The sequence below is a fragment of the Streptomyces sp. ADMS genome, assembly GCF_033441795.1.
GTDB lineage: Bacteria > Actinomycetota > Actinomycetes > Streptomycetales > Streptomycetaceae > Streptomyces.
Genome location: NZ_JAVFVX010000030.1, coordinates 64099 through 77096, shown reverse-complemented (window position 1 = coordinate 77096; position 12998 = coordinate 64099). Strand labels below are relative to the sequence as shown.

General features: G+C 69.7%; 14 protein-coding genes and 1 pseudogene. 2 read left to right on the top strand and 13 right to left on the bottom strand.

The window, feature by feature from the left end:
- Positions 1 to 208 (top strand): SDR family oxidoreductase (locus RB628_RS15880; RefSeq protein ID WP_318321062.1); only part of this gene is annotated, 208 nt, incomplete at its 5' end.
- Between the two features lie 33 nt (positions 209 to 241).
- Positions 242 to 865: an NADPH-dependent F420 reductase gene (locus RB628_RS15875; RefSeq protein ID WP_318321061.1), complete on the top strand. Its 624-nt coding sequence runs from the start codon at positions 242 to 244 to the stop codon at positions 863 to 865.
- 125 nt (positions 866 to 990) lie between these two features.
- On the opposite strand, the gene RB628_RS15870 is transcribed toward RB628_RS15875, so the two are convergent.
- From RB628_RS15870 to RB628_RS15810, 13 genes and pseudogenes are all read right to left on the bottom strand, one after another.
- Positions 991 to 1575 (bottom strand): DUF6262 family protein, encoded by a 585-nt coding sequence (locus tag RB628_RS15870; protein WP_318321060.1) that lies wholly within the window; start codon positions 1573 to 1575, stop codon positions 991 to 993.
- Positions 1572 to 4040, bottom strand: a complete 2469-nt coding sequence (locus RB628_RS15865) for a tyrosine-type recombinase/integrase (RefSeq protein WP_318321059.1) — start codon at positions 4038 to 4040, stop codon at positions 1572 to 1574. Before RB628_RS15865 ends, RB628_RS15870 begins: the two co-directional genes overlap by 4 nt.
- Before the next feature lie 125 nt (positions 4041 to 4165).
- Positions 4166 to 5341, bottom strand: a complete 1176-nt coding sequence (locus RB628_RS15860; RefSeq protein WP_318321058.1) for a tyrosine-type recombinase/integrase — start codon at positions 5339 to 5341, stop codon at positions 4166 to 4168.
- Positions 5342 to 5472: 131 nt separating this feature from the next.
- Positions 5473 to 5835, bottom strand: a pseudogene (locus RB628_RS15855) (glycosyltransferase family 2 protein); the annotation flags it as partial.
- 54 nt (positions 5836 to 5889) lie between these two features.
- Entirely contained in the window at positions 5890 to 6516 is a 627-nt protein-coding gene (locus tag RB628_RS15850; RefSeq protein ID WP_318321057.1) for a hypothetical protein, read from the bottom strand.
- Between the two features lie 5 nt (positions 6517 to 6521).
- Positions 6522 to 7067, bottom strand: coding sequence for a hypothetical protein (locus RB628_RS15845; protein ID WP_318321056.1), 546 nt, complete (start codon positions 7065 to 7067; stop codon positions 6522 to 6524).
- Positions 7064 to 7759, bottom strand: a complete 696-nt coding sequence (locus RB628_RS15840; protein ID WP_318321055.1) for a hypothetical protein — start codon at positions 7757 to 7759, stop codon at positions 7064 to 7066. Before RB628_RS15840 ends, RB628_RS15845 begins: the two co-directional genes overlap by 4 nt.
- 37 nt (positions 7760 to 7796) lie before the next feature.
- Positions 7797 to 8969, bottom strand: coding sequence for a hypothetical protein (locus RB628_RS15835; protein ID WP_318321054.1), 1173 nt, complete (start codon positions 8967 to 8969; stop codon positions 7797 to 7799).
- Positions 8881 to 9420, bottom strand: coding sequence for a hypothetical protein (locus tag RB628_RS15830; RefSeq protein ID WP_318321053.1), 540 nt, complete (start codon positions 9418 to 9420; stop codon positions 8881 to 8883). Before RB628_RS15830 ends, RB628_RS15835 begins: the two co-directional genes overlap by 89 nt.
- 23 nt (positions 9421 to 9443) lie before the next feature.
- Complete coding sequence (locus RB628_RS15825) at positions 9444 to 10226, bottom strand: hypothetical protein (RefSeq protein ID WP_318321052.1); 783 nt, start codon at positions 10224 to 10226, stop codon at positions 9444 to 9446.
- Between the two features lie 42 nt (positions 10227 to 10268).
- On the bottom strand, positions 10269 to 10418 hold the full coding sequence (locus RB628_RS15820; RefSeq protein ID WP_318321051.1) for a hypothetical protein: 150 nt from the start codon (positions 10416 to 10418) through the stop codon (positions 10269 to 10271).
- A gap of 459 nt (positions 10419 to 10877) precedes the next feature.
- Positions 10878 to 12392 carry an ATP-binding protein gene (locus tag RB628_RS15815; protein WP_318321050.1) on the bottom strand — a complete coding sequence of 505 codons (1515 nt, stop codon included), beginning with the start codon at positions 12390 to 12392 and terminating at the stop codon, positions 10878 to 10880.
- Positions 12393 to 12421: 29 nt separating this feature from the next.
- Positions 12422 to 12877, bottom strand: coding sequence for a DUF6238 family protein (locus RB628_RS15810; RefSeq protein WP_318321049.1), 456 nt, complete (start codon positions 12875 to 12877; stop codon positions 12422 to 12424).
- Positions 12878 to 12998: the final 121 nt, after the last annotated feature.

The window sequence follows — 12998 nt, the reverse complement described above, 5'->3', positions numbered from 1 at the left end:
CACCTCGCCCGACTCGAACTCAGCCTCGCCGCGTAGCCGAATGGGCAACAGGGTCGCCACCAAGCGCCAGTTCGAGTCCCTCATCCCCCGCGGCCAGATGGGCCGCCCCGACGAAATCGCCACCGCCGCCCTCTTCCTCGCCTCCGACGACTCCAGCTACGTCAACGGCATGGAACTCGTCGCCGACGGCGGCACCACCGCCATTTGAACCGAACAACACACAACTAGGGCAGGACATCTCATGAGCAACATCAGCATCATCGGCACCGGGAACATGGCCCGCACCATCGGCGCGCGGGCGATAGCGGGCGGCAACACCGTCGAGATCATGGGCCGCGATCAGTCCAAGGCCGCCGACCTGGCCAAAGCTCTCGGCGGCGGCACCACGACGGGAGAATGGGGCACCGCCCCGGCCGGGGACATTGTCATCGTCGCCCTGCTGCACGACGGCGTCGTGCCAGCCGTCGCCCAGTACGGAGACGCTCTCGCGGGCAAGGTCATCATCGACATCAGCAACCCCTTCAACTCGACGTTCGACGGGCTGGCCCACCGCGAGGAGACCTCCATCGCGCAGGAAGTCGCCAAGGCGGCCCCGGCCGGCGCCAGCGTGGTGAAGGCGTTCAACACCGTCTTCCGCCATGTCCTGGAAAAGGGTCGGCCCGACGTCTTCATCGCCGGCGATAGCACGCAGGCCAAGGCAAGTGTGGAAGCGTTCATCGAGAGCCTCGGGATGCGCCCGCTGGACGTCGGCGGCCTGAAAATGGCGCACTGGCTGGAGGGAGCGGGCGTGGTCACGGTGGGCCTCGCCAACCACGGGGTGGGGAACTTGGACTTCGCCCTCAGCATCACCGAACTTCCGGCCTGAACAAGAGGTTGACGGATCACCGAAAGGACCCGCCAGATATGGCTGTGGCGAGTCGGCGGTAACCGTCCTGCACGTCGTCAGGTCGATGACCGCCCCGTCCAGCCGTGCTTCGGCCGCCTGCGTCGTCATGTGGGTGGGGCGGTGACCTGTTCGGCGAGCTGCGCTTCGAGTGCGGCGATGCGCTTGTCAGCGAATCGCGCGTTGTCTCGGGCGGCAGCGAGACGTCTAGTGAGGCGGTCACGTTCGGCGGTCAGCGCCCTGACCTCGCGTTGCAGGGCGACGTTGGCGCTGGTGATGCGCACGACGTCGGCGTCGGTCCATTCGCCCTGCAGGGCAGCGATCTGGCCAAGGAGTTCCGCAATGCGTTCTCGCTGATTGACGACCTCCACGTTGGTGTTCTTCAGGGCCTCCTCGGTGTTGAGCGCCCGCTCCCGCCAGGACGCCTCGACCGCCTCGCACTGGGCTTGATCGGTCTGTGCTCGCAGTCCACGGGCCCGGCGGGTGGCCTCGGCGACGATGGTGCGGGCCTCGGTGTGTTCGTAGAGGAAGGTGCGCGAGACGTCCGCTCGCCGGGCGACCGCGGCCACGGTCATCGGGCCGCCGCTCTTGGCGAGCTGGTCGACGACGCTCTTGATGCGCACGAGGCTGGCTTCGGTCTTCTGGCTGCGGGCCCGCAGAGCCTGGGCGGTGCGGTGCGATGAGGCGGTCATGCGGGTTCCTCGTACGAGTCGGTGCCGTCGGGGTCGATCGCGGCGAGGTCACTGGCCTTGAAGGCGAGCGTCCACATGCGGTCGAAGTAGTCCTGGGGCCGGCGCAGGTCCAGGGCGAGCGCGTCCTCCAGCATGCCGAGGCCGGCCAGCGCCTTCTCCAGGCCGCCGATGGCGCGGGCGGTGGGCTCGAAGACGGTGTGGAGGTAGTCGGCGGTCCGGTCGTCCGGGGCGCGTTCAGCCAGCGAGGCCCACTGCTCGGCCTTGCGGCGCCAGTACAGGAGGTCGGCGCCGGACATCACGAACTTGTCGCAGTTGTGGCAGTCCAGGTCCCACGGGCACGCGTCCCCGCGCACCACGGGCTGGTAGGTGCAGAATCCGCCCTCGGCCGGGGTGCTGCGGCGCGCGAGGTCGATCGCCATGGCCTGGGCCTCGGCCCGAGTCATGTGCTCGGACGGCGAGGCGAGCAGCAGGCCGGGCTCGGCGGAGCCCGGTCCGCTGACCCAGACGCGTTCGAGTGCATCGTCGACCTCCGAGGAGGCGACCTTCGCGTAGTGCTCGGCCATCCGTGCGGAGATCTGGCCGAGGTACTGCTTGATGTGGTGGAGGCCGGCGCCGTTCTTCAGCAGGTTCGTGGCCAGCGTATGGCGGGCCTGGTGCGGTACGCAGGCGCCGATGTCCAGGGCCTCCAGCCAGTCCCGGAAGGCGTCACCGAAGATGCTGTAGGTGATCGCGACCGTGCCATCCGAATTCTTGTGGGGCGAGGGGAACAGGGCGAGGGTCTTGCGTTCCTTGGGACCTGGCCTGCGGCCGTAGAGGTCCTCGAAGCGTTCGACCGTCCGCTGTTTACGCAGCTCCAGCCGCTCATAGAGGCGTTGCGGGATGCGGATGGCCTCGTCGAGGTTGCCCACCTTCGTCTGGTCGTGCCAGAGGAAGGGGACCTTGCGGTGGATCGAGGTGCATTCCAGCCGCAGTTCGATGACCTCCGAGGCCCGGCGCCCAGTGAACACCAGGGCCTCCCAGATGTCGCGATAGCCCATGTCGCTCGGGTCGAAACGGTCGTCGAGTACCTGCAGGTTCGCCTCGTCGGCTAGGGCCCGGGCTACCGGGTCAGGGAACGGGTTGCGGGTGCGGTCGGCCCGTCGAGCCTTCGGCAGGGCAATAATGAACTCCCGCGGCAGCCCGATGCGTTCGGCCTCACCGGTCTCCATCGCGTCGCGCAGGATCGACCGGGATTCGTTGAAGACCTGGCGCCGGGTGTAGCCGGTGACCTTCATCGGCCGTCCGTCCCGGCTGATCGCCAACGACGGCAGCCCCTCACGAGCCCGCTTGTTGTGATCGGCGACGAAGCGCTGCATGTGATCTGCGGTCAGCAAAGCCGGATCATGGCCGCCCCCGGGCGCGACAGCGGTCAGGAACACACCGAGCTCGACGCACGCCTTGCGCCCACCCTCGATGTGCTGCGGACTGCGGGGCGCCTGCGGAGAGCGCAGGCGCCGATCCACTCGCTCCCAGAGGAGATCACGCAGCCACCGCTGCGGCACATCGGAGAAGTCGAAGTGGCTGGACCGGCGCTTGTAGCGGATGCCGTAGTGCTCGGTCTCCACGAAGCCGGCCTCCTTGGCCTCCTGCTGGGTGACATAGACGATCCGCAACTCGTCCGCGGTCTCCCGCAGGATCCTGCGTTCGTGCTCGGCGAGCGCCGCCGGGTCGGACAACAGGTCGAGCACGGAATGCACGCCGCGCAGGCGGGCCAGGTTCGCCACCGCCTGGATGTGCCACAGCGGCCAGGACGAACGCTGGACCTTCTGGGCATGGGCCAGCAGCCCGAAGCGGATCTCGGCTTGGACCAGCGGCGCAAGGCCCAGGAGATTGACCGTGCCGGCGCGCGAAGCGGGCCGGGCCGTACGGCACCAGTGACGAAAGGCATCAGGATCGGTGCAGTTGATCTCGACGGGCTCTCGACCGACGACACGGTCACCGCCCCACCCCGGCGGTCGCTGGGCTCCACCAGGGCGTCCGTCATTGCGATAGCGCTCGTCGTGGACGTAACACAACCGCAGCGGGCTGTCCGCCCGGCCGACGCAGGCCGTAACCAGGCAGTCGCCATAGCCGGGCAGCGCCTCGGTCTGCAGCGCCACGAACTCGTCGTAGGTGAGGTCCCGCTTCCTGAACAGGACCTTGTTCCACCGGCTGAAGTGGGTCAGGCACAGCCGCAGCCCGAGATGACGGGACGGGCGCTCAGGACAGAACCGACAGTCCGGCGGCTCCATGAGCCGAAGGTCGAGGACCTCGGGCTGGGCCGTGCGCAGGAACTCCCGGCGCGCGGCGCCCGGTTCCTTCTTCGCGGCTCGCCACTCCGCTCGGTGCGGATGACACAGGTCGACGGTGTTGGTGCGAGTGCTGCGACAGCCGTTGACCCGGCAGAACCAGCCGTAGACCGGGTGGTCACCGGGCCATCGCAACACGGACTCGCGATAGACCGGCTCGACACCCGGCGCTGCCAGAAGGGCAGTGAGGATCTCCAGTCGATCGCGTCGCGCACGAGCCGACGTGCTGACCAGCAGTTGCAAAGGAATACGCCGCGCTTCGCTCATCGCAGCTCACCCCACGTCGCAAGGAGGGCGTCATGAAACACCGAGTCGTTCACGTCGACGTGCGCGTAGATCTCATCGACAACTTCGGTCGAGGCCCATCCGCCCGCATCCCGAACGATGGCCAAATTCCCGTCGGCGGCCTCCAGGACCGCACTGGCCCAGGTGTGCCGGAACATGTGCGGCTTGATCAGCCCCAGACCCGCCCGGCGGCCAGCCCGCTTGAGCATCTTGCGAGCCCCCTCCGGAGCCCACGGCAGACCACGCCCAAGGCCGTGCTGCTGAACGAGCAGCATGCCGTGCGACGCACCGCGCGGGTACTCCAGGGTCAGGTAGTCGAAGTAGGCGTGGACCATCGCCGGGCTGACCCGCTTGATCAGCCCGCCTTGTACCACTCCGTCACGAAGCTCCCACTCCCACTTCGTCTTGGCCCGGGCCCCGTTGACCAGCCCGTCCCGATGGCAGACGTGGGCGTGCGGACCACGGCACTCCCCGCACGCGGCCTCCTCCCGCAGATGCAAGTCGCACAGGTGCAGGCCACACATCTCACCCGCCCGGAACCCCCCGTCGCTCAGCCACTCCACAACCAGCCGATCCCGCAAGGAGTTGACCTCATCCAGCAACACCGCCCGCGCGCCGTCCGGCAGCATCTTCTTGTGCCGACGCCGCACCGACTTCGGCGCCAGCGGATTCACCTGCATGCTCCGCTGCAGATGACCGAGCATCGACCGGTCCCGATCCCGCTGCGTCGGCATCCGGTGCAGCTTCAGCGCCCCCACCAACTCGGTGTTCACGCCCAACTCGGCCTGCTTCAGATAGAAGCCCTTCAGGCACGCCGCGGCGCCGCGCAGCGCGTCGTTGCCGTACGGCCGCTTCCCCACCCGCCACGGCCGACCGTACGGCCCGGCAATCTTCGCTCCGATCGCCCCCATGTACCGCTCAAGATCGCCGAACCCGACGCCCTCCGGCGCCAGTCCTTCGTGCTCCAGCCACCGAAGGTGATCGACGAGAAGGTAGGCGTACGTCCGATCCGACCCCGAAGCGGCATAGTCCGCCAAGTACCGGTCCGCCTCACGGTGTACGCCTCGCACCGAGTCGAAGATGGTGTACGACTCACGGCCATCGCCGTACCGCACCGACTGCACCCTGAGCTGTCCAACCGACAGCGTCCGCACCACAGTTCCTCCGAGCCGACCTATCTACCGACATGGCGAACATCACGGCAACAGTCGGCAAACGAGCACGTGACGTACGCGGTCACTGGCTCGGCGAACATCCCGAACAACCCTCACCCCAGCCGGAAAACGTCCGGGTGAAGGTCTTCGCTGTATCCCGCGCACCAGCCCAAGCCGGTCGTCTCCAGGGCGTGCAACCGTACGGCCATGGCATCCTCGGTGAACTCGTCATCGTCGTCCGCCCAGTTGACGAACTCGGTGCGCACGCCGCCCAGGGCGAGGTTGCGGGCGCAGGCCGCGCCGACCTGCCGGGGTAGCGCGAGGATGCATACGCGCGAGTCCTCGGCGAGGGGCGCCGGCAGGCGTGTGCGGTCGGCGCCGTCGAGGGCGATCACCGCCTCCCAGGGCACGCTCTGCCGGGTGAGGCTCTCGTACATGGCCGTCAGGTGGTCGAGCCGGTCGGGGCGCAGTTGGGTGGCGATGACGACGGTGATCTTGGCGGTGGGGGAGTGCAGGAGGTTCTCCGCGGCAGAGGGGACGAGAAGGGGTCAGCGGCGGGGCGCGGCACGAGGCGTGGCGGTCGGCGCTGGAGCTGTGGCTGGTGTGCTGGGGGCGGTCGCCCGGGGTGGCAGGGTGGCCGGGATCGGGTGGCCGGGGCGCCAGCGGTAGGTGCCGTTGCTGAACCGGGCCCGGGGGTCGGTGTCCCAGGCCACGATGGGGCCGCGGTCTTCCGCGTGGAGGGAGATGACTTCGATGCCCTGCGGGTGCAGGACGTAGCCCCAGTCCAGGCCCCCGTGGGACTTCTCGGTGACGGTCCACGGCTCAGGCTCGGCTGCGCCGACGGTGATGACGTGGACGTTGTCGTTCTGCCTGCTGGGGTGTTCGTCGCTGCCGACGAGTTCCGCGCGCAGGGGTTCGGGGGCGCCGTCGAGGAGGTCGGTGCCCAGCTGGGACCAGCCCTCGGGCGCCTCGTCGATCAGGTGCTGGCACAGGGCGTCGAGGTCACCGTCGAAACGGTGCCGGTGGGCGCAGAGCAGAAGGGGGAGGTGGTGGCTGGGGTAGCCGTCCCAGTGGACGTAGACGCCGGCATACCCGGTGTCGGTCGGTCGGGCGATGAAGGAACGGGTGGCCAGGGAGTACTCCAAGGACGTGCGGATGGTGGGTGGTTGACGCATGCGCTTCAGGGGCGGCGGCGTACGGGATGGGCGCCACCGGCGTCGGCTGCCCTACGGTGCTGCTCGCCGACCGTCGGCATCGGGGAAGACGCCGAACCGGGTTGAGCCTCAGCGAGCGCGTTGGTGACGGTTTCGAGAGCACGCTGGAGGCTGCGCAGCGCGGCGGCGTGGCCGAGGGTGATGCTCAGCTGGCTCTCGGCCGGGGTGGCGGTGCCGGGGCGAGGAGTGAGCCGGTGGGCGTCGGCGAGCCCGATCACCGTCGTGCTCAGGTGGGTGGCCGCTCGGTTGCTGTGTGCGAGGGCGGTGGCCAGTTGGGTCAGGTACTCACGTCCCGCGTCGGTCTCTGCGAGGGAGCTGTCGGTGGACTGCCGCAGATCGGCGACGAGGCCGGAGGACAGGTTGTACACGGTGACCAGCTGGTCCAGTACGGGCACGAGTGCAGCCTGTGCACTGCCGGTCTGCGGCGGGAGCAGGCCGGCGGCGGTCTCGTTGATGCGGCGCCGCCAGGTGGTCAGGCGGGCGTGGACGAAGGCGTCGTGGCTCTGGCTCATCGGCGGTTTCCCTTGCGCGGGTTGCCCCGTGGAAGGGGCGGGTGGGAGCGCGGGCCCTCGATGGAATGCACGGTGATGTGGAAGTCGCGGTGCCGCAGGCGCTGGAGGCTCTTGATCAGCTGGCGCCGGGTCTGCTCGGGGGTGAGGGTGTCAGGCAGGTGGCATTCGCCGGTGGCGGGGTCGAGCAGAAAGCCGCCGTGCGCGAGCAGCTCGATGAAGACGCCGATGTAGCCGGTGCGGATCCGTGGACGCCGCTGGGCGTCGAGGGTGACGTGGACCTGGAGGTGACCGGGGCTGCTGCGCCGGATCGGGGTGGGGGACGCGAAGCGGTAGTCGGCCAGCAGGCGGCGATGCATCCTGGCCGCGGCCCGGACAGGGTCGGCGGGTACAGCGATGCCGCGCGGGGCTTTGAGGCCCTGGACGTGCTGGTGGCTGGTGTTGGCGGGCAGCATCGGCAGGACAAGGTACTGGTCCGGGCGGTGGGGGCGGGGCATGACGTACAGCTGCAGGCCCCAGTGGTGCGTCAGGACGCTGCGCTGGACGTCGTCCGTTTGAAACGCGGCGTAGGGCAAGGGGCCGCTGTCCCAGATCCGGTTGCTGGCCGGATCGTCGGCGATAGATACGGAGGTGGGGGAGGGCTGCCAGCCGGGCAGACGGTCGGTGAGCGCGTGGGTGAACTCGGTTATGTGCAAGGGCGGTTCCTCGTGTCGTGCGTCGGGACGGCCGCGGTCACGAGAAGGTGGTCACGCCGTGGGCATCGGTGCGGCGACAGGTGTAGCCGATCAGCGTCGACTTGCCCGGCGTGGTGGGGACGGTGGCGACATCGGAGCAGGTGAACGTGTACGTAAAGGACGGGCTGTTGGTCGTGCCGAGCCATGCGCGGTCCTTCTTCTCCGGCACGATCTCGAGCCCGGAGTAGGCGACCGCGTCGCGCTGGGTGTGCGTGTGCGCGAAGACGACGAGGGCGTGGCCGTCGGCGGTCTTGAGGGCGTAGCTGTCGGTGAACTCCGGGGTGGCGGCGGAGAACGCGGTGGTGCCGCGGCTGCCGAACTTGTGGACGGTCGAGTCGTGGGCCTTGATCTGCCGGGCGGACGCCTTCGAGGAGGTGAACACCTTCTTGCCGGTGGTGTCGCCGCCGCTGGTGAAGTTGTCCGTGACAGCCGCGCGCAGGACGTCGAGCGGGGCGGCGACGTTCCTCGTTGAGGTGGCGTCGAGGGCGGTGGCGTAGCCGTCGGCGTCGAGAGCGATCTTCGGAGCCTGCTTCTTGTCGTCGAGGTCGACGGCCGCGGCCATCTCCCACCGCTTCGTCCTGGTCTGCTCGGCCATGATCAGGACGCGGGCGTACTTGTCTTTCTTGCCGTTGTAGGTGACGGCGGCGAACCACTTCTTCTGGCCGGCGGTGAAGCGCGGGATGTAGAGGTTCGTGGAGGCGAGGTTGTACGACCACGGCTTGTACTTCTCGCGGTCGGCCTGGGGCAGGCCCTCGTTCTCCTTGTAGTCCGCGACCGACATCGCGTACAGCGGGCCGTCCTCGATGGTGCCGAGGAGCATGCGGTTGTTGTCGTCGTTGGCCGCGTTGTTGATCTTGGAGTAGCGGGCGATCTGGGCGAGGGCCTCCTGCTTCGTCAGCGCCGGGACGGCGGTCGGCGTGGGGGAGGCGGCGCGGGTGGCCTTGGCTGCGGCGTCAGGACTGCTGGTGTGGGAGGTGGTGCAGGCGGACGCGGTCAGCGTGACCGCTACGAGCGTGGTGAGCAGGAGGGCGGCGCGGCGGGCGGAGTTGTGCGGGGAAATGATGGTGCTCCGGGGGAGGGGATCAGCGGGAACGGGATGGGGTAGTGGTGGCCGACGGCGCGGAGGGCACGGTGGTCGCGGCCGGTGCCGTGCGAGTGTCGGCTGCGGCACGCAGGTGCTTCGCGGCGCGGGCGAGGTGGATGCGACTGTCGCCGAGGCGGTCCACGAGCCCTTGGTGCGCGGCGGTGACCGCCTGATCGCGGGCGGGGCCGGGGGCTTGGCGGGTGAGGTCGGCGAGCTGGCCGAGGTGGTGGACGGCGGCGCCGAGGGCGGCGAGCGCGAGCCCGGTGGGTTCGGCGGCGCTCGCGAGCGCCAGGGTCGTGCGGCGCACCGTGGCCGTGGACCGGGCCGGGTAGCGGGCTGCGGCCCGGTGACGGAAGGCACTCTCCCCGGCCAGGAATCCCAGCAGGCGGGCCAGATGGCGGACTTCGTCGTCCAGGATCTCGCTCAGCGCGGGATCCGGGCGGATCTGGTCCGGGAGCGGAAGATTATCGGCCACGGTGTTGAGCCGGTCGGCCACGTCGTGCAGCAGCATCCGCTGGTCGGGATCGGTCAGCGGCAACTCCTTGATACGGGAGCCGGGTTCTACCGCCGGGAGGCGGACGCCGGGGCTGCGGACACCGTCGTCAGTGCCTTGCTCGCGGCAGATGCAGGAGGGGAAGGGAGGGGAGCGGCGCGGCGGAAGTTGACACCGATGCCCTGGAGCGTGAGCCGCAGAGCGACGAGCTGGACCAGCAGGGCGCGCTCCTTGGAACTGTAGGAGGCCGGCAGCACGAAGGCGAACTCGTTCGGGCTGTACTGGAAGTTGCAGCCGAACAGCGTCATGCGAGCCTCCTCGGGCACCGAGTCGTACGGGGCCCCCACCACGCCGTCCGGATACCAGACCAGCGTGAGGGTCTGGGCGACCTCGGGCGCGGGCTGGCGGTGTGGCGGCTCGGGCTGGACGAGGGCGTTGTGACGGACAGCGTCCAGGGCCGCCCGGTAGCGGGGCAGCACGCGTCGGATGACTGCGGCGGCGGCTCGGACCGGATCATTGGGGACAGCGATGCCGTCCGGCTCACGCACCGGGGAGATCTGGTGGGTTTTGAAGCCCTCGGGCTCCAGCGGGGCCACAACGAACTGGTGGCGGTACAGGGGCCGGTCGGTGACGTAGAGCTGCTGTCCGTGGGGGCCGCGGAGGACGGCGTCATGGCCGAGGACGTACTGGCTGACGATGTAGTCGACGTGGCCGGCGTCCCAGAGCCCTTCGACGGTGGGGAACTGGTTCTCGTAGGCGGTGTGGCGGTGATACTCGCTCGTCCAGGCGCCAGGCAGGCGTTCGGCGAGTGCGGCGGCGAAGGCGGACAGATCGGTGCGAGACGGGGACATGGATTCCTGAGGTGCTGCGGCGGGTGGTTGATCCGTCGGCGCTCAGCGCCGTGGGCCTCCGGAGCCGCGCTGCGGTCCGGGCGGGGCCGGGGGCGTGCCGGGCGCGGCGCGGGTCTGCTTCATGAGCGCGTCGAGGTCCGGCGGCGGGTCGTAGTGCGCGCGGAGGATCTTCAGATCTGCTTCGGTCGCCATGGCCAGAGCCGAAGCGATGCTGCTGGCGGCGCCGCGGAGCAGCCAGGGCGGTGACTCGGGTTCGGCTCCGCGATTTCGGCCCTTCCACTTGGCCGTGGCGGCCAGGTGCTCGATGACCTCGTTGAGGAACGGAGCGACTGCGTCCAGCAGGGCGTTGAGTGCTGTGCTGAACTCAGCCGGAGTCTCGGCCGCGTCCAGAGCCTCGCGGTAGGGACTCAGGTCCGGGGTGGGGAAGGGCTCGGACGGCAGAGTGTGCCGAGCGCGGAAGGCTTCGGCATCGCGCTCCGCCCAGCGGTACAGGTCGTCCCTTGTGGCGGAGCGGGTGTGGTAGGCGCTGATCTGCTCGGCGGTGCGGCCGACGTTGTCGTACAGCTCGAAGTCGGGGTGCTGCAGGGGTACTCCAGGTCAGGTGGGTCAGAGTCGTTTCTGTCGCGCAGCGGGAGGGAACTCGCGGGAGTTCTAGTGCATGCGGGCGTCGGTGTCGAACAGGGCCAGCTCGTGAGGGTGGAGTTGATGTTGAACGATGAAAGATCGTCCGGCGACGCGCCACAGCCCGCGTCCGCGGTTGAGGTGGGCAATGGCGCCGGTCTCGACCGAGGTGAGCCCCAGCAGGGCTGCGGCGGCGTGGAGTTGGTCGGTTTCCTGGCGGTAGATGATGCGGGTGGAGCAGTCAGCCAGGAGGCCCTCGGCGAGGGCGCGGCCTTGTGATCCGGCGTCGCCGGCGGTGAGCAGGTCGGACAGCCGGTGGATGACCATGAGGTTGGCGATGCCCAGGCCGCGGGAGAGTTTCCACTGGGACTGCATGCGCTGGAGGAGTCCGGGGTGCCGCATCAGGCGCCAGGCTTCGTCGTAGACGATCCAGCGCCGACCTCCGTGCGGGTCGGTGAGGGCGGATTCCATCCAGGCGGATGCGCAGGTCATGGCGAGGACGAGGGCGGTGTCGTCGCCGGAGCCGCCGAGCCGGGACAGGTCGATGGTCAGCATCGGCGAGGTGGGATCGAATCGCACGGTGGAGGGGGCGTCGAACATGCCGGCCAGGTCGCCGTGGACCAATCTCCGCATAGCGTGGGCGAGGTCACGAGCGGCCTCGCCGAGCCGTCCGGACATGAGCCCAGCGGCGGCATCGAGCTGGTCGGGATGGTTGAGGGTGGCCGCGATGTCGCCCAACAGCGGAGTGCGGTGGACGGTGGCGGCCTGGGCGACGACCGCGTCGAGGGCGACATCGAGCGCGGTGTGCTCCATCGGCAGCAGGTCGCGGCCGAGAACGGTGCGCGCGAGGGAGCCGAGCAGGAGCAGACGGCGCTTGCGGATCTCCCCCGCCCAGTCGGCCTCCGGCACGTTGTCCGGCCGTGGGGCGGCGTCTAGCGGGTTGAGTTTGCCGGGCAGGCCGGGGCCGAGGGCGATGGAGGTGCCGCCGAGTGCGGAGGCGACGGGGGTCCATTCGCCTTTGGGGTCGCAGGGCACGTAGACGCGGTAGCCGTGGGCGATGGAGCGCAGGGCGAAGGACTTGGCCAGCGCGCTCTTGCCCTGGCCGATTACACCGGCGAGCAGGATGTTGGGGTTGGTGAACCCTTCGAGGCGCCCGTACAGGGAGAAGGGGTCGAAGGTGAAGCTGGCTTCGGCGTGGACGTCGCGGCCGATGTAGATGCCCTCGGCGCCGAGACCGCCTTCGGCGAGGAAGGGGTACGCCCCGCTGGCGGTGGCGGTGGTCATGCGGTGCTGCGGCAGCTTCAGCCGGCTGCCGCGGGCGGAGCCGGGGCCGGGACGGCCACGGGCCGGGTACAGCGGAGGAGGCATCTCGGGCTCGACCGGCTCGCTGCCGTCCGGGAGGGCGGTGGCTTCGGCGCGGGCCTTGGCGGCGGCTTCGGCGAGCTGACGGCGAGCGGTCTTGCGGCTGGCCCGGTCGGTGCCGTGGGGGGTGAACAGGGGGGATGCCGAGGCGCGGCGGGCGCGTCGGGCGGGCCGGTGGGTCATGGCGGGACGGGCTCGATTCGGCGCGGGTTCTAGATGGTGCAGCTGGTGGTGTGGCCGTGCAATGGCGTGGCCAGGTCGGTGGGGGTGGTCTTGCGGCGGATCGCGTGGGAGGCGGCCAGGTGCCGCTGGCAGATCGTGAGCACCAGCGGGCCGTCGTGGAGCCGCTCGGGTCGGCACTCCTCGGTTGCTGAGCCTTCGGTGCCGGTGGGCACAGTGTGGAAGGCGTCGTGGACGGCAGCGGTGGCCTGCCACAACCGCAGGTGCGCGGCGGCCAGATGACGCCCGGCGGCCGGATGCGGGGGCCGGGTGGTGTCGGTGAGCTGGTCGAGCAGCTGGTGGGCTGCGGTGAGGTGGGCGTGCAGCGTGTCCAGGTGGAGGCGGTCGGCCGGCGCGCAGGAGGTGGCGTGGCTACGGGTGTGGTGGCGCAGACCGGCGGTGGCTGCGCGGAGGTAGGGATGCGCGTCGGTGGTGGGGGGTGCGTTCAAGGGAGTCCTTGGTGCCGCAGAACGGCGAGGTCGGCGAGGGCGGGAACGGGTCCGGAGAGGGAAGTGGTGGTCGGCAGCGGCATATACCGGTGAGCGCGGATCGGCTGGTGGAGGCCCGGGC